Origin of the sequence: Allobosea sp. 2KB_26 (assembly GCF_052115715.1) — a bacterium.
In the GTDB taxonomy this organism is placed as follows: domain Bacteria; phylum Pseudomonadota; class Alphaproteobacteria; order Rhizobiales; family Beijerinckiaceae; genus Allobosea.
On sequence record NZ_JBFRHE010000032.1, the window covers coordinates 16,604 to 32,354 of the forward strand.

A 15,751-nucleotide genomic window follows, 5' to 3' on the forward strand; every position below is an offset into this window, starting at 1 on the left:
TGTCTTGGAGAGACGGCTTGGCTTCTGGCGCCATTTCTTGAAAGGTCGGACATTCGCTCCTGGTCGGTTCGGCGACGACCGAACGCTCGCGGCGCTCGTAGCCAGATATGCGCCAGGTCATGGTCGTAGGAGGCGTGCCAGACGAGCGCTGCGACCGTCTCCGGCAAGCGCAGCGGCGCCGGACTCCGGCTCAGTCCGAGCTCCGATGTTTTCGACCTCCTTGCTCTTGTTGATAGCGCGGTCAGCGCCGAGGCGAGCCGACACGCTCCCGTCGGATCCGGCATGTCGTGGAGTTCGTCAGCGGTGAGGGCCACTTTGACCCGACGTTCCACTTAGCGGTTCCGGGACGGGCTGGAGGAGCAACCTGTCGCTGCCCGACATGGCGTTACCCTGAACCTGCTCGGCCAGCCTCTCCGTATCGCGCCGGCGGATGTCCTCGGCGGCTTCCTCGATGTCGACCTCGGCAAAGCCCAGCGTCCGAAGGCCCTCCGCCCCCATCAGGTAGGCGGACTCAACCGTCTCGCGGATCTGATAGTCGACACCGGCGCGGATCAGATCCACGGCATGGCCACGGTCGTAGCTGCGCACCAGGAGCGTGGCCTGAGGAAATTCGTGCTGCGCCAGTTCCACGATCTGCACCGCTGCTTTCGGGTCATCGATGCAGATCATCATCGCATCGGCCTGTCCCGCGCCGGAGTGGCGCAGGACGTCGAGCCGGGCGCCGTCCCCGAAAAAGACCTTGAATCCGTATCGTCCCGCGTCGCGGATCCGGTCGGGGTCCTTGTCGATGACGGCAAGGTCGACGCCCCTTGACAGCAGAGCCTGCGATGCGATCTGGCCGAAGCGGCCGAAGCCGATGAGGAGGACCCGCCCCTTCAGGTCGCGGGCGACGTCGACGCCGTCCATCGATGCGTGCGCACGAAGCAGCTTGTCAGTCGCGATCATCAGCAGCGGGGTCAGGGCCATGGAGAGGATCACGACCGTGGAGAACAGCGCGTTCTCGCGTGCATCGATCACGCCGCCGGACGTTGCCGCGGCGTAGAGCACGAAGGCGAACTCGCCGCCCTGCAGGAACATCGAAGTTCGGTGCAATGCCTGGCGGCTGGAGCCGCCGAACAGCCGCGCGACCGCATAGACGACGGCCCCCTTCGCGACCGTGAAGGCGACCAGCATGGACAGCAGAAGCCGCCATTCGGCAGCGACGACGGAAAGGTCGAGCGACATGCCGACGGCCAGGAAGAACAGCCCCATGAGCAGGCCACGGAACGGCTCGATGTCGCTTTCGATCTGGTGCCGATAGCTCGAACTCGACAGCATCACCCCGGCGAGGAAAGCGCCCATCGCCATGGAGAGCCCGGCGACCTCCATGAGCAGTGCCGCGCCGAGGACCACCAACAGCGCGCCCGCCGTCAAGACCTCGCGTGTCCGCGCCCGCGCCAACAGGGCGAAGAACGGGTTCAGACCCCAGCGCGACACCGCCAGGAGCACAGACAATGCTGCCGATGCCACCAGAATGCCGGTCCATCCCGCTTGGCCGTCTGAGAGGGGCGACAGAAAGGCGACCACCGCCAGAAGTGGCACGATCATCAGATCCTCGAACAGGAGGATCGCGACCGATTTCTGGCCCTCCGCGCTCGACATCTCGCCGCGGTCCTGCAGCACCGACATGATGACAGCGGTCGAGGACAGGACGAAGCCCGCCCCGGCGATGAAGGCGACAGGACCGGACAGCCCGAACACCACCGCGCCCGTCAGCGCGAGGACCGCGATCGCCCCGGCGACCTGGGCAAGCCCCAGCCCGAAGATCTGGCCACGCATGGCCCAGAGCTTGGGCGGGCGCAGCTCCAGTCCGATCACAAACAGGAACATCACCACCCCGAGCTCCGAGAAATGCAGGATGGACTGGGCATCGGTGAACAGGCGGAGCACCGATGGGCCCACCAGCACGCCGGCGGCGAAGTAACCGAGGACCGATCCGAGGCCGAGCCGTCGGAACAGCGGCACGGCAACCACGGCCGCTCCCATCAGGACAATCGCAGGAGCGATCGTCTGCCCCAAGCTCGCTTCAGCCATCAGGTCGCCTTCTCGGTTTCGTGCACGGCCGCCCGGACGATCGGCGCAACTTCAGTGCCCAGAAGTTCGATCGAACGCTTCATCGCCGCCGTTTCGAGCGAGGCGGTGCTCATCTGGAAGGTGATGCGCGAGACACCCCCCCAGCTCCTCGCTCGCCTGAAGCATCTTGGCTGCGACCGTCGCCGGATCGCCGATCAGGAACACGCCTTCCGGACCCGCCATGGCGTCGAACTGCTGGCGCGACGGCGGCGGCCAGCCGCGCTCGCGGCCGACCTTTTCCGTCAGATGCGCCCAACCGGGGAAGAACGCCTCCCTGGCCGCCATGTCGATCTCGCCAACAAAGCCCATCGCATGGACGCCCACCTTGAGCTTGTCAGGGCTATGCCCGGCACTCGTGCCGGCCTCGCGATAGAGATCGACGAGCGGCCGGAAGCGCTCAAAGGTGCCACCGATGATCGCCACCATCAGCGGCAGCCCGAGCGTGCCGGCGCGAGCGAAGGATTGCGGTGTGCCCCCGACGCCGATCCAGAGCGGCAGGCGCGGCTGGTGGGGACGCGGATAGACGCCCTGTCCCTCCAGTGGCGCGCGGAAGCGACCCTTCCAGATCGGATAGGTCGTCTCGTTGAGCCGCAGGAGCAGGCCGAGCTTCTCCGCGAAGAGCTCGTCATAATCCCGCGGGTCCGTGCCGAACAGCGCATAAGCCTCGCCGAACGAGCCGCGGCCGACGACCATCTCGGCCCGCCCCCTGGCGATCAGGTCCAGCGTCGCGAATTCCTGGAAGATCCGGACCGGGTCGGCGGCGCTCAGCACCGTAACGGCGCTCGTCAGTCGGATCTTGCGGGTGCGGGCCGCGGCCGCGGCCAAGATGATCGCCGGCGCAGAATCGAGGAATTCGGCGCGATGGTGCTCGCCGATGCCGAAGACATCGAGCCCGGCCCGGTCGGCGACCTCGATCTCATCGAGGAGATCGGCCATGCGATCGGTCGGCGAGGGAGACTTGCCCGTCGCCGGATCGGGGAGGATCGCTGCAAAACTGTCGATTCCGATTTCCATAGGTGATCCTTCAGCTCATTCAGCGGCGCGGCGTGGGAATATGGGTTCGAGAGCAGCGCATGGTCAGAACCGATAGTTCGCCATGACGCCGATTAGCTTGATGACGTGAGCCGGGCCGGTCTCCCGAATGAACGTTCCCGGATCGAAGACGCCTACCGAGGCCGCCAGGTTGAGCTCCGGCGAGGCCTGCCAGGCGACGGCGATCTCGGCCTGTGTTCCGATGAAGAGCGCATCGCTGTCCCTGCCGCTGCGCACGAGGGCGCCCGAGATCGCGTAGATGCCGTCGTCGGTGCTCTGTCGCCAATAGGCCGAACCCGACAGCGACAGCTCGACATCCTTGCGCGGATGGATCGTAAGGGAAGGCCGAAGCTGCATCAGGTTGCGCGGCCCGATCGGTGACTGGGACACAAAGTACTTGCCCCTTGGAAAGAGGGGATTGAGCGTTCCCAGTCTTGGATCGTCCAGATCGTCGTCGCCCGAAATCACATCAGCGGCGAGCCTGATGTCTGGCTGCAGCGGAGTCCGGGCAAAGCGATAGCCGATCTCGCCGCCGATTCCCCATGCCGCCCTCCGGTGGCCCGCGAACGTTCCGTTCTGAACGGCGGCCTCGAGGTTCCAGTATGTGCTGCCGGTATCTCCGAATATGCGGGTTCCAATTGTATGGACCAGCTCTCTACCGGTGCCCTGATCGTAGACCGCATTTCGGTCACGCAGCCCCAAATAATAGACGTCGAAGCCGTTCGCCCGACTATCTCCAAACCACCGCGTCGCATAGGCGCCCCAGAGGGTCTTCTGGGTCGATGTCCGATCGTCGAAATCGTCCAGCCTGTTGTCGACCGGGCGGAAATAGAGCGCCGTCACCTGCCAGGCCTTGCCCGTCAAAGACATGTCGAAGCCGTCGAAGGCCTGAGGGATATTGGGACCGTAGCGCGTGTCGACGAAGCGTCCCGCGCCCAGCGAGATCAGCTTGCGACCTGCCGACGTCCGCAGCGAGGTCGCCTCCGCGACAACCGTCTCCACCTCGACGAATGCCTGCAGCATATCCGCACCGGTCGTATCGACGGGCCGCTTCGCGCGGCGGACACCCGAGATCCCGGAGACGATAGGCTGAGCGAACAGGCGCAGCTTTCCCACATGGAAATCGGCATAGGGCATGAAGCGATGCCAGACATAGCCGTCGTCCGGCGCTTCACCCCAGCGAACATTGGCATAGCCTTCGTAGCGCGATCGGACTTCGAGGCCTGTCGTGAGATAGGTCGATCCATCCGTGCTCAAAGGGATGTATTTGAACGGCTCCGTCCACCGCCCTGTCCGCCGGGCGGGGTCTGCCAGATAAGACCAGCTTTCGGGGTAACGCTCGATCGTCAAGGTCGGCGCGCGGCCGATATCGGTCCCGACCTGTGCCTGTGCCTCGACCTGTGTAGCACCGACAATAATCGCGACGACGAAGCCCCGGATCGACGTCACGCTCAGTCGCCAGCCGCTCCCGCTGGAGCGACGCAGTTGATGCTGGGCGTGCCCACTTCCGGCTGAGCGTTGAGATGGGATGACGGATCCCGACAAGCATTCAGTTCCAGCGGAATGCATCGCGCAGGATTCTCGTCATCCCGCTTCGATCAGCCGGCCGCTTTCGGCACCGGCGTGTTGAGCAACTGCTGCTCCCAAAGATACGCGATGCCGCTGCCGCCGAAGTGCTGGATGAGAATCTCGGTCAGCTCCTCGACATGCTCGGTGCGCGCCCAATCGCGTTGCCATTCGCCAGCGAGCGCCATCACGGTCATCACGTTCGCGCCGGCCGCGATCATTCGCTGGATGGCAACTTCGTGAGATTCCTTTGAAATGCCGCCTGACGCGTCGGTAATCACGGTCACGTCCCAGCCTTCGCCGGCGGCCTGGATGACAGGCATTGCGACGCAGACCTCGGTCCACAGGCCGGCGATGATCAGTTGCTTGCGGCCAGTCGCCTTGACGACGCTCACCACATTCTCGTCCTGCCAGGTGTTCACCCAGGTGCGATCGATGACTTCCTGGCCCGGAAATACGTCGGTGATCTGCTTAAAGAGAAGTCCACCGCGCGCCGCGATCACGCTGGTGAGAATGGTCGGAACATTGAAGGCTTTTGCTAGCTTCGCAAGAGCCGTCGTATTGTTGACGACCATATGAGGGTCGTGGCTGTTTAGGTTTGCCAGCTGGTAGGGCTGGTGGTCGATCAGGACAAGAACCGAATCCTCAGGACGAAGGAGTGACTTAAGGCCATTGCGAAATGTCATGACTATCCTCTTCTCTTTTCAATTTCCGGGCAATCTAAACTTCGGAAACGATGTCTTGTATTGCCGCTTTTGGAGAAGTGACGGTAGCTGCGTGATCCGTATAACTGTGTCGCAGAATGGGGAACACCGCGTGGGATATCGACGCTCTGACGACGTTGGCGGACGTTGCAGATGCGGGCGATATATCCCTGCCGCAACGTCGGCTCGGCCACTCCAAGTCCATCGTCACTCGCCGGCTCCTCAGCCTTGAAGTGGAACTTGGCGTTGAGCTTGTCGCGCGAACGGCTGCGGCGCCGCCCTCATCGAAGCCGGGGTCTTGTTTCGAGACTACGCAGCCAGAGCCTGCAGCGAGATCGACGTGGCGGGAACCAAGAGAACCGATCTGCCCTTGCAGACTCCTGGGACCTCTTCACTCAGAGAGGAGGCGAGGCGGTAGACTCATAAACACGGAGCCAGAGCCGCATTGAAGCGAGTTGGACCATGGCGAGGAAGTTAGCGACGAGCTTGTCGTAACGGGTGGCGACCCGGCGGAAATGCTTCAGCTTGGAGAAGAAGCGCTCGATCAAGTTGCGCTCGCGGTAGAGGCGCTTGCTGAAGGATGGTTTCCAGCAGCGGTTTTTCTTTGGCGGAATGTTGGGCGTGGCCACCTTGATTCTGGATCAACTCCCGGATGCGATCGGCATCGTAGGCCTTATCCGCCAATACGATTGTCCGTGGGAGGTGGTCGAGCAGGGTATCGACGATCTGGCCGTCGTGAATCTGTCCGGCGGTTAGACCGAGCCTGATTGGAAGGCCTGGCGTGTCGACAACGACGTGGATTTTGGTTGTAAGCCCGCCACGCGATCTGCCGAGACAGTGATCAGCGCCTCCTCTTTTTGCTGTCGTAGCCTGCTGGTGCGCCCGGATGGAAGTGCTGTCGATCATCTGAATAGTGCCGTCGTGCGCAGCACTGATAGCTTTCAACAGTCGATCCCAAGCGCCCGCATTTCGCTATCGCACGAAGCGATTGTAGCAGATGGTGCGTGGGCCATAGCTCTCTGGCAGGTCTCGCCAGGGCGCACCGGATCGCGTACCCAGAAAATGCTGTTCTACACGCGACGGTCATCGACGCGAGGAACACCTCGCAGCTTGTTGGCAAGAGCGGTTCGATCACACGCCATTCGAAGTCAGTCATGTCATATCTGCTCATGTCGACCTCGGAATGATCTAAAGGTCGCCTGCCGGCAAATCGCCCGTCGTTGGTGTTTGGGCGCGTGCGTGCCGCGCCCAAAAGCAACCCTAGCGGCCTTCCGACCAGGCGATCGCGTCGGCACCGGCCGGCAGGACCATCGGGCAGTCGGGATCGGTCGCCGCGCGGAAAACCGCCTCGGCGACGTCCTGCGCCATCGTCACTTCACCGCTCGCGGCATGCTGTCGCATGCCAGCCATTGTCTGTTGAACGAAGCCGGCATAGGCGTCGGGGAAGCCGCCGCTCGCCGCGATCTGCGCCCGCGCGGTGCTGCCGAAGCTGGTCCCGGGCGCTGCGCCGGGCACGACCACCCGCGCCCGGATGCCGAACTCCGCGAGCTCCAGCGCCGCACACTCGGTCAGCGCGTTAACTGCCGCCTTGCTGGCGCGGTAGATCGACAGAAGCGGCAGCGGCTTGATGGTCGTGCTGGAGCTGACGTTGACGATCACGCCAGCCTTCCGCTCGCGCATGCCGGGCAGCACCGCCTGCATCATCGCCACCGTTGAAAACGTATTGGTCTCAAAAACCCGGCGTACCGTCTCCATCGAGGTGCCCTCCACGGCGTTGAGCCAACCGATGCCGGCATTGTTGACTAGCACGTCGATCGCGCCAGCCTCGGCCATCGCGGCCGCAATGCTGTCCGTAGCGGTCACGTCGAGCGCCAGCACGCGTAGACGGTCTGACGCTGGCAAGGTGCTTGCCGAGGGATCACGCATCGTCGCCACGACACTCCAGCCTTGGGCGAGGAAATGGGCGGCGGTCTCGCGGCCGAAGCCGGTCGAGCAGCCAGTGATGAGGACGGTATTCATGGGGGAATTAGCTCCTTGAGGTGATGGCAGAGGCATAGATCGCCATCGCCGGACGCGCTACGTTCAGGAATCCGTATATCATTCGAGATAGTCCGACCTTGAACGATCCGCTCGCCCAAATGATTGGCTTGCTCCAGCCCAGCGCGTCCTTCTCCAAGCTGGTCACTGCAACCGGCCGCTGGGCCGTGCGCCCGCCCGGTACACAGCCCTTTTATGCCGCCGTGCTTGACGGCGACTGTGAGGTGTCGATCACCGGGTGTGTGCCGGTAAGGCTGTGCGGGGGCGATTTCGTCCTGATTCCCGCAGCGCATGATTTCACGATGGTCAGCCTGACACCGCCGCCGGGCGGACGCTTGACCGAACCGGCTGAGCTCCGCCCGGGCGTCTTCCACCTTGGAGACCCCGGCGTACCCGACACGCGGCTGCTGGTTGGCCATTGCACGTTCAGGTCGGACGACACGGCGCTGCTGGTTTCCCTGTTGCCCAAACTGGTGGTCGTGCGCGGCGAGCGGCGGCTGACGACGCTGGTCGAGCTGCTGAGCGAAGAAGCCCGCGCCGGCCGGCCTGGCCGCGATGTAGTGCTTGCGCGCCTCCTGGAGGTGCTACTGATCGAGGCGTTTCGCGCAACGACGGGTCCAACTGCCGCGCCCGGGCTGCTGCGCGGGCTTGCGGACGAGAGGTTGGCGGCGGCGCTGCGCCGGATGCATGGCGAGCCGACCCGCTCTTGGACGATTGGTGATCTGGCAAAGGAGGCTGCGCTGTCACGTTCCACCTTCTTCGAACGGTTTCGTCGGGAAGTCGGCGTTGCTCCGATGGAGTATCTACTTGGCTGGCGCATGGCGATTGCCAAGGACTTATTACGCGGCGACAGCGTCAGCGTGGGTGAGGTCGCGCGGCGAGTCGGCTACAGCTCTTCTAGCACGTTCAGCGTCGCGTTCGCGCGCCAAGTGGGTACTTCCCCGACGACCTATGCTCGCCAGCACGAGCGCGCCATCGCGGATAGCGCCGCAAGCACAGCTTCAGTTCTGGTGTAAAGTGTCCAGCGTGACGCAATGATCGAACGACCGCTTCGGCGAGCTTCTTTTGCGGAAGCTAACCATCAATCTTGAAAAATCCTAATCAAAGGGTTCACGACCTCGATCTCCAACGCCCGCAGCAAGCCTTCCAGATTACGCTCGCCATCCCTGGTCTGTGCCCCAGCCTCGAGCCCGCCACGGATCAGTTTTTCGGCCGCGGGACGCTGAAAGAGGCCGGCCCATGCGTCGTGCTCGCGACGGTACCCGTCACGAAGGTCTGCCGGAGGCACGGCCTTCTTGGCTGCTGCAATAACGCCGGTGGGCAAGGCGGCGATCAAGACGAGCTCGCTATTGCGCTGGCCAACAAGGGCCATGGAAACCCCTGCGCACCAAGGCGCAAAGTCGTGCGAGCCCGACGCCGGAGCAGGCCGGATCGCGCGTCATGCATGAAACGCGTGGATATCGAGCCGCCGTTGCCTGGAGGACTTACTCCCGGGCCTCCTGCCAGTGGGGATAAGTGACATAGGCGGTGAGCGCCCCTTGCTCGTGCGAGCGGATCGTGACCTTCTCGCCCTTCGGCATATGGACGATCTCGCCCGGCCCTGCGGTGACGCTGCCTGAGTTTCCCGACACCGACAGCCGCCCCTCGAGGACGACCATCACATCATCGACGGCCATTGTCTCGTCGAGTGTCTGGTTCGGCCCATAGCGTCCATAGCCGATGGTGATCGGGGAGCCATGCCGCTGGTCGACCAGATTGCCCACAAACACGTCCCCGTCCTGTCCCGGGGAGCGCTCCAGCACTGCGTCGGTGATGGTGAACTTACGAACCTTCATGGGATCAGCTCCTTCTAGCCGATGTGGTCGAGTGGCTGGCCTGAACTCCTGTGTGCCTACGCGAAGTCTTCAGCACGGTCTTGTTCATGTCGTCCTTGACCGCCCGAGCCTTGTCCGGCGCTTGCGTCATGGGCGCCGGTCAGTCCGGAAGAGGAGTGCTCATCCCGATCATCGACCAGGAGATCGAAGCGCCTTTACCCCAGTTCTGCGCCCTGAGGTCACGCGTTCGCGGGACGATGAGGGTATCAATCGCGTCGAGGCCAACGTCATCGGGACAGCCAAGTTCGATTGTCGGGTTCCAACTCACGCGCGCCATCCTCTTCTCGGTTTCCGGTCCCCGTCTTCCGGAATGTTGAGAGTGGCGCGCGACCGGCCACCGAAATAGCCCCGTAAACGTTGAGCTGTGTCGCAGTAAGTGGAACGTGCCGGCAGTGTCGCCGAGCTCGGCGGTTCGCAGCAGATCGCCCGTCCAAGTTTTTCGATAAGGCATCCGTCCGCGCGTACTCTAGCGGTCGAGCCCCCAAACTTCCGGATTTCGTGCAAAGTACTCAATCAGCATTTCGGTGAGCACCCGCACTTTTCGCGTGGGGTGCTGACCCGGCGGGCGGACCACATAGGCGGCCCCCGGAGGTACCGGATAGCGTGTCATGATCGGCACCAGCGCGCCGGAGGCCACATGTTCATATGTGATGCAATCTGGGAGCCAGGCGATGCCGAGACCCGCCGCCGCCGCCGCGGCGAGCGCTGTGGCACTGTCGGCCTTGAACCTGCCCTGCGGCTGAACCGAGATGATCTTGTCGCCGTCCAGAAACTGCCAGGTTTCCGTTCCCTGCATAAGGGCCTGATGGGTAACGAGTTCGTCCAGAGACTCAGGCGCCCCGTATGCTTTGATATAATCGGGGCTCGCGACAAGCTTCCCTCGGATCGGCCCGACGCGCTTCGCGATCAGATTGGAGTCAGGAAGGTAGGCGCCCCGGATCGCGCAATCGAAACCTTCGGCGATCAGATCGACGAAGCGATCGCTGTAGGAAGTATGGACATTGAGCTGCGGATGCTGGCGCGCCATTTTCGCGAGCACGGGAGCGAAGTGGGTCGGGCCGAAAGTCAGCGGCATGGCGACCCGCAGGCGACCGCGCAACTCGCCGGTGGGGAGGATCGCTTCCCTTGCCGTATCGATCTCGGCGCTGGCTCGGGCCGCATGATCCCTGAAGGTCGCTCCCGCTTCCGTAAGAGCGGCGCCCCGCGTCGTGCGCGCAAGAAGCTGAACGCCGATTTCTGCCTCGATGCGGAGGAGCCGACGACTGACGATCGATTTTGCGATGCCGAGCCGTCGCGCGGCCGCCGATACGCCCCCGGCATCGGCCACTGCGACGAATGTCTGTAAATCTTCGATGTCCAATTCGGCGTTCCTGGTTTCGCGACACAGTGTGCCTGAGTATGGCACTACCTCATCATCGAAAGGAACGGCAAGTTGCCTCGGACAGCGTCACCCCCCTGGCGCATACCTCGGCGCGGCTCGATCTACAGACCATTCATCGGCGACGTAAGATCCCACGCGCCGCCTTTTGAATAACTCGCGGAGACTCCTCGATGCCGCTCAGTCGCCGCGATGCCCTGGTCCTGGCCTCGGCGCTCACCGTGAGCTTCACCTTTCTGAGGAGCCCCACATGCGCGGCGGGGCCCACCACCCACAATTTTCAAGAAGGGAAAGATGCCATGGGCTTTATCACGACCGACGACGACGTTCAGATTTTCTACAAGGACTGGGGCTCCAAGGACTCCCAGCCGATCGTTTTCCATCATGGCTGGCCGCTCAGCTCCGATGACTGGGACGCGCAGATGCTGTTCTTCCTGTCGAGGGGATATCGCGTCGTGGCGCATGACAGGCGCGGCCACGGACGCTCGGAGCAGGTCCCCGATGGTCACGACATCGATCGCTACGCGGCCGACGCGTTTGCGGTCGCCAAGGCGCTGGACTTGAAGAACGCGATTCACATTGGCCATTCCACCGGTGGTGGCGAAGTAGCGCGGTACGTGGCGCGACATGGTGGACCTGCAGGTCGGGTGGCCAAGGCCGTTCTCGTCGCCGCCATTCCACCGCTCATGCTGAAAACCGGCGACAACCCCCAAGGCACGCCGATGGCGGTTTTCGATGGCTTTCGGACGGCACTGGCCAGCAACCGCGCGCAATTCTTCCGCGACGTTCCGTCAGGCCCGTTCTACGGCTTCAACCGCGTGGGCGCGACGGTCCATGAAGGTGTGATCCAGAATTGGTGGCGGCAGGGCATGATGGGCAGCGCCAAGGCGCACTACGACGGGATCAAGGCCTTCTCGGAGACCGACCAGACCGAGGACCTCAAGGCGATCACTGTGCCGACGCTGGTGATGCACGGCGAAGACGATCAAGTCGTTCCGATCGCCGCATCGGCTTTGAAGGCGGTCAAGCTGCTGCCGAACGGCTCGTTGAAGACCTATCCCGGTTTCTCGCACGGGATGCTGACGGTGAATGCTGATGTGCTGAACGCCGACCTTCTGAAGTTCGTCACGAACTGACGTAGCTGCGGGCGCAGTCCTCCCAAGTGAGTGACTGCGCCGTGAGGGAACCATGAAAGCAGCCATCTACGATCACCCGGGCCCGCCGGATGTCCTTCGCTACGCGGATGTCCCCGATCCAGTTTGCCCAAGCGACGGGGTCCTGATCCGCGTCGAGGCTGCCGCGATCGAGGGCGGCGACCTGATCAATCGCGCGTCTACGTCGCCACCCCATCCAGCCTTCGTCGTCGGCTATGCGGCCGCTGGAACAATCGTCGCGGTCGGAGAGAACGTAGCGGATCGCCATGTGGGCCAGAAGGTGACGAGCTTCGATCTCGCCGGGTCGCACGCGGAACTGCGCGCCGTCGCCGCCAGCCGGACTTGGCCTATGCCGGAGGGACTCGACATGGCCGCCGCCGCTGCGCTGCCGATCGCCTTCGGGACAGCTCATCACTGCCTATTCGCACGGGGTGGTTTGAAGCATGGCGAGACTCTACTCATCCAGGCAGGCGCCGGAGGCGTTGGGCTCGCCGCCATCCAGCTTGCGCATCAGGCAGGCGCGACTGTGCTGGCAACTGTCTCCGGGGGCCCACGGGCCGAACGCCTTGCCGGGCTAGGCCTCGATCACGCCATCGATCATCGTTCTGTCGACGTCGTCGATACGGTTATGCGTCTGACGGACGGTCGTGGCGCGGATCTTGTGGTGGACCCGGTAGGAACCACCTTGCAAACTTCCCTAGCGGCGCTCCGCCCCGAGGGACGTTTGGTCTTCGTTGGCAACGCCGGCGGTTCCCAGCTCACCATTGATCTTTGGCCCGCGCTGCAGGCGAACCGGTCGCTTTTCGGCGTATTCATGGGAACGCAATTCGGAAAGCCGGAAGTCTACAGCACTGTTTCCGACATGCTGCAGCAGGCGGCGACTGGGCATCTCAAGGTGATCGTAGACAAGACGTTTCCGCTCACGGCCGCTGCTGAGGCTCACGCTTATGCCCAAAGCAATTCCATCCTCGGGCGCGTCGTCCTCGTCCCAACCAGGCAATGAGCATCGTCGGTCAGATGATCACCATGCCGGCCGAAACAGCGAACCAGACAAACAAGGAAATCGGCCAGGATCCGGCCAGGAGAAAGAAAAGATGAGCAAGCCCGAATTCATCGTCACACCGGGCTTTGGCGAACGCTTCCGCCAAGCCTTGCATTTCTCGACAGCCGTCAAGATCGGGAGCCGGGTGGAGACGTCCGGCCAGGGTGGTTGGAATGATGATCTGCAAATTCCGGAGGCGATCGAGGATGAGATCGCCGCTGCCTTTGGCAATATCGAGCGCGTTCTGGCGGCGGCCGGCGCGACGTGGACGCATGTGATCCACGTCAACACCTATCATGTCGGCGGCTTTCCGCCGGTCGTGAACGAAACGATCGTGAAACTGTACCGCCAGTATATGCCAAACCACGCGCCGGTCTGGACACAGGTCGGGGTCGAGGCCTTGGGCCTGCCGCAGATGCGCTTCGAGATCCGCGTCACCGCCATCATCGATTGAGCGGCTTCCGCTATTGTCCCGTCTGGCGAAACGGCGCCTTCGCTGGCCTGCTAGCGAGTAGCGTCTTGCTCAGTTGAGTCGCATGCAGACAACCGTACTCTTCCCGTGAAGAGGTGAATACGTTGGTGGCCCCATCAGGTGGCTATTAGAACGCTCGGCGACGATAGCGGCGGGTCGTGCGAAAGTAGGGCTTTGGCGTGAGGGGCTGAATCGGGGTCGGTGCTTGCAATCCTCGACCATTGCCTTGCGACTCTGGCAAGGTCCCGTTTCGGGCAGTCGAGCAGGCGATTCCGGGCAAAGGCGAGCGCGCTCCCTGCCGATTTTGAGACGCTCCGCTGTGGAACGAAAAACCGCGCAACAGGCGGCGATAAGTCTGCTGGTCTCGCCACGCTTGCGCTTCCGCGTCGTCCGTCCCCGGAGCGAGGACAGCTTCGCTTATTGCCGTTGCTGCATGACGCGGCTTCAGACCAGACCATCCGCCAGTTTTTCCGCCAGCATCGTGGTGGGCAGGTTGGTATTGGCTCTCGGCACGCAAGGCATCACCGAAGCATCGATTACATGCAGCCCGCCGACCCCGTGGACGGCGCCATCGCGTGGCGAGACGACTGCCGCCTCGTCGTCGGCCCGCCCCATCCGGCAGGTGCCGGAGGGATGATAGCCGCCGATGATATGCTTGCGGATCATTTCCTCCATCGCATCGTCGTCCTCCAGCGCGGTCGGGATATCGTCGCCGCTGGCGAAGAGGCGGTCGACGAGCAGCTTGCGCAATGGTCCCGGCCCTTCGGTCAGTAGGGCGGGTCCGAGGGTGACCAACCAGTTGCGCAGGCTGACTCCTCCGACCAGCTTCGCCATCGCGCCATGGGTGGCGGCGAAGGGATCGCTGCAGGCCTGGCGCAATTCGTCCGAAGCATAAAGCGACCACATCCGGCGTGCCGCCAGCTTCATGCGCGCCATGTCGCGCAGGTCGGACAGCATCTGAAAGGCGATCTCGGGCCGGCCGTCCGGATTCCCTGGGTTCAGCCGTACCCAGCCGGTCGAATAGGGCTTGTTGATCCAGCTGAAGAGCGAGCCGATGCGCTTCCCGATCGGATGCCATGCGGATTTGGAGACGACGACCATGAACATGTCGCCATGCCCGCAGCCCTCGAGCCCGGAGGAGTAGCGCCAGGCCGCTTGTACATGGCGCCGCGGGGTCCTGCCAAGCCGGTGTCCGCGCCGGATCCATGACGACATTGCCATGGAGGGATGTTCGTTCAGGTTCTCGCCGACCCCGGGCAGGTGGTGGACGACCGCAACGCCCGCCTCTTTCAGGCGAGTGGCCTCGCCGAGTCCCGCCCGCAAGAGCAGGGCGGGACTTTCAAGCGCCCCGGCCGACACGATGATCCGGCGCGCGGTGAGGCGCTCCGCGCCAACCGCGACGCCGATGGCGCGCCGGCCCTCCATCAGCAGGCGATCGACCTTGACGCCGGAGCGGATAGTGAGGTTCGGCCGCCGCCGGGTCGCGGTGTCGAGATAGCCCATCGCCGCCGAGCGGCGCGAACGGCGATTGGTCGTCAGCGACATCGGGAACCAGCCATCCTCGAAAATGGCATTCTGGTCGCCGATGTTGCGATAGCCTGCGGCCGTCAGGGCCTGCATCGTCGCGCGGGTGAAGCCGGGCCACTCCTCCGGCATAACCCGGCTGATCGCGATCGGGCCGGATGAGCCGTGCAGCGGACCGTCATAGTCCATGTCCGTCTCCAGCTTGCGGAAATAGGGCAGCACGCCGTCCCAATCCCAGCCCTCGGCGCCAAGCGCGGCCCATTCATCGTAATCCGCCGGTAGTCCACGGTTGCCGATCTCGCCATTCATGCTCGATCCACCGCCGATCACGCGGGGCTGGATATAGGGTTTCACCGGCGAACGCTCCGGATCATTGTGCGAGACCGGCATCAGCCGGGCGCGCATGTCGCGCCACTGATAGTCGGGGTTGAAGGCCGCGCGGTAGGGATAGACGTCGCGGATTTCCTCCGGTTCCTGGCCCGGCTTGAAGTCTGGCCCGGCCTCGATCAGCAGGACGCGGTTCGTCCCCGAGGCCGACAGGCGGTTGGCCAGGACGCAGCCCGCCGGCCCCCCGCCCACGATGATATCGTCGTATGTGGCCGTCATTTCGCGACCCCGCCGTGCTTTTTCAGGGTGAATTCCTGATAGGCGGTGCGATTGGCGAGGATGTAGTCCCAGTTATACGCGACGCCGAGGCCGGGGCCCTCTGGAACCGGCACGCAGCCGTCTTCGCCGATGTCCTCCAGCGCGTCGCTGTAGCCGGAGCCGAAGACCGGAGGCACAGGGTTGGCGACGCCGGGGGCGACGAGAGACAATTCGTACCAGCTGGAGTTGCGCATCGCTGCCATGCAGTGCC

General features: G+C 63.7%; 12 protein-coding genes and 4 pseudogenes. 5 read left to right on the forward strand and 11 right to left on the reverse strand.

Going from position 1 to position 15,751, the window contains the following annotated elements; genetic code table 11:
* Positions 1 to 297 precede the first annotated feature (297 nt).
* From AB4099_RS33890 to AB4099_RS33905, 4 genes and pseudogenes are all read right to left on the reverse strand, one after another.
* A complete protein-coding gene (locus tag AB4099_RS33890) occupies positions 298 to 2,073 on the reverse strand; it encodes a monovalent cation:proton antiporter-2 (CPA2) family protein (RefSeq protein ID WP_441481321.1) in 1,776 nt (591 codons plus the stop codon).
* Positions 2,073 to 3,126: pseudogene (locus AB4099_RS33895) on the reverse strand (Atu2307/SP_0267 family LLM class monooxygenase). Before AB4099_RS33895 ends, AB4099_RS33890 begins: the two are co-directional and overlap by 1 nt.
* 63 nt (positions 3,127 to 3,189) lie before the next feature.
* On the reverse strand, positions 3,190 to 4,593 hold the full coding sequence (locus AB4099_RS33900) for an alginate export family protein (RefSeq protein ID WP_441481322.1): 1,404 nt from the start codon (positions 4,591 to 4,593) through the stop codon (positions 3,190 to 3,192).
* Between the two features lie 149 nt (positions 4,594 to 4,742).
* Positions 4,743 to 5,396 carry a hydrolase gene (locus AB4099_RS33905; protein WP_441481323.1) on the reverse strand — a complete coding sequence of 218 codons (654 nt, stop codon included), beginning with the start codon at positions 5,394 to 5,396 and terminating at the stop codon, positions 4,743 to 4,745.
* Between the two features lie 116 nt (positions 5,397 to 5,512).
* On the opposite strand from AB4099_RS33905, the pseudogene AB4099_RS33910 reads away from it, so the two are divergent.
* Positions 5,513 to 5,784, forward strand: a pseudogene (locus AB4099_RS33910) (helix-turn-helix domain-containing protein); the annotation flags it as partial.
* 25 nt (positions 5,785 to 5,809) lie between these two features.
* Here AB4099_RS33910 and AB4099_RS33915 read toward each other — a convergent pair.
* Together AB4099_RS33915 and AB4099_RS33920 are read right to left on the reverse strand one after the other, a co-directional pair.
* Positions 5,810 to 6,585 (reverse strand): annotated as a pseudogene (locus AB4099_RS33915) (IS5 family transposase).
* An 89-nt stretch (positions 6,586 to 6,674) separates the two neighbouring features.
* A complete protein-coding gene (locus tag AB4099_RS33920) occupies positions 6,675 to 7,433 on the reverse strand; it encodes an SDR family oxidoreductase (RefSeq protein WP_441481324.1) in 759 nt (252 codons plus the stop codon).
* A 98-nt stretch (positions 7,434 to 7,531) separates the two neighbouring features.
* Between AB4099_RS33920 and AB4099_RS33925 the strand changes: the two genes are divergently transcribed.
* The gene (locus AB4099_RS33925) at positions 7,532 to 8,467 is read left to right on the forward strand and encodes an AraC family transcriptional regulator (RefSeq protein ID WP_441481325.1); all 936 of its coding nucleotides are present in this window, start codon (positions 7,532 to 7,534) and stop codon (positions 8,465 to 8,467) included.
* 65 nt (positions 8,468 to 8,532) lie between these two features.
* Here AB4099_RS33925 and AB4099_RS33930 read toward each other — a convergent pair whose 3' ends face one another.
* The 3 genes from AB4099_RS33930 to AB4099_RS33940 all read right to left on the reverse strand — a co-directional run bounded on the left by AB4099_RS33930 (position 8,533) and on the right by AB4099_RS33940 (position 10,685).
* Positions 8,533 to 8,823, reverse strand: a complete 291-nt coding sequence (locus tag AB4099_RS33930; RefSeq protein WP_441481326.1) for a hypothetical protein — start codon at positions 8,821 to 8,823, stop codon at positions 8,533 to 8,535.
* Positions 8,824 to 8,935: 112 nt separating this feature from the next.
* On the reverse strand, positions 8,936 to 9,286 hold the full coding sequence (locus tag AB4099_RS33935; protein ID WP_441481327.1) for an ethanolamine utilization protein: 351 nt from the start codon (positions 9,284 to 9,286) through the stop codon (positions 8,936 to 8,938).
* Positions 9,287 to 9,791: 505 nt separating this feature from the next.
* On the reverse strand, positions 9,792 to 10,685 hold the full coding sequence (locus AB4099_RS33940) for a LysR family transcriptional regulator (protein WP_441481328.1): 894 nt from the start codon (positions 10,683 to 10,685) through the stop codon (positions 9,792 to 9,794).
* A gap of 317 nt (positions 10,686 to 11,002) precedes the next feature.
* On the opposite strand from AB4099_RS33940, the gene AB4099_RS33945 reads away from it, so the two are divergent.
* The 3 genes from AB4099_RS33945 to AB4099_RS33955 all read left to right on the forward strand — a co-directional run bounded on the left by AB4099_RS33945 (position 11,003) and on the right by AB4099_RS33955 (position 13,353).
* Positions 11,003 to 11,839 (forward strand): alpha/beta fold hydrolase, encoded by an 837-nt coding sequence (locus tag AB4099_RS33945; protein ID WP_441481334.1) that lies wholly within the window; start codon positions 11,003 to 11,005, stop codon positions 11,837 to 11,839.
* A 52-nt stretch (positions 11,840 to 11,891) separates the two neighbouring features.
* On the forward strand, positions 11,892 to 12,860 hold the full coding sequence (locus AB4099_RS33950; protein WP_441481329.1) for a quinone oxidoreductase family protein: 969 nt from the start codon (positions 11,892 to 11,894) through the stop codon (positions 12,858 to 12,860).
* Positions 12,861 to 12,951: 91 nt separating this feature from the next.
* Positions 12,952 to 13,353 (forward strand): RidA family protein, encoded by a 402-nt coding sequence (locus AB4099_RS33955; RefSeq protein WP_441481330.1) that lies wholly within the window; start codon positions 12,952 to 12,954, stop codon positions 13,351 to 13,353.
* Positions 13,354 to 13,815: 462 nt separating this feature from the next.
* On the opposite strand, the gene AB4099_RS33960 is transcribed toward AB4099_RS33955, so the two are convergent.
* Both AB4099_RS33960 and AB4099_RS33965 read right to left on the reverse strand, forming a co-directional pair.
* Positions 13,816 to 15,501: a GMC family oxidoreductase gene (locus AB4099_RS33960; RefSeq protein WP_441481331.1), complete on the reverse strand. Its 1,686-nt coding sequence runs from the start codon at positions 15,499 to 15,501 to the stop codon at positions 13,816 to 13,818.
* A pseudogene (locus AB4099_RS33965) lies at positions 15,498 to 15,751 on the reverse strand (hypothetical protein); the annotation flags it as partial. The gene AB4099_RS33960 and the pseudogene AB4099_RS33965, both read right to left, overlap by 4 nt.

Coding starts and splice junctions, on each gene's coding strand:
- AB4099_RS33890 (WP_441481321.1), bottom strand. CDS start 2,073: ATGGCTGAAGCGAGCTTGGGGCAGACGATCGCTCCTGCGATTGTCCTG.
- AB4099_RS33905 (WP_441481323.1), bottom strand. CDS start 5,396: ATGACATTTCGCAATGGCCTTAAGTCACTCCTTCGTCCTGAGGATTCG.
- AB4099_RS33920 (WP_441481324.1), bottom strand. CDS start 7,433: ATGAATACCGTCCTCATCACTGGCTGCTCGACCGGCTTCGGCCGCGAG.
- AB4099_RS33930 (WP_441481326.1), bottom strand. CDS start 8,823: ATGGCCCTTGTTGGCCAGCGCAATAGCGAGCTCGTCTTGATCGCCGCC.
- AB4099_RS33935 (WP_441481327.1), bottom strand. CDS start 9,286: ATGAAGGTTCGTAAGTTCACCATCACCGACGCAGTGCTGGAGCGCTCC.
- AB4099_RS33945 (WP_441481334.1), top strand. CDS start 11,003: ATGGGCTTTATCACGACCGACGACGACGTTCAGATTTTCTACAAGGAC.
- AB4099_RS33950 (WP_441481329.1), top strand. CDS start 11,892: ATGAAAGCAGCCATCTACGATCACCCGGGCCCGCCGGATGTCCTTCGC.
- AB4099_RS33955 (WP_441481330.1), top strand. CDS start 12,952: ATGAGCAAGCCCGAATTCATCGTCACACCGGGCTTTGGCGAACGCTTC.
- AB4099_RS33960 (WP_441481331.1), bottom strand. CDS start 15,501: ATGACGGCCACATACGACGATATCATCGTGGGCGGGGGGCCGGCGGGC.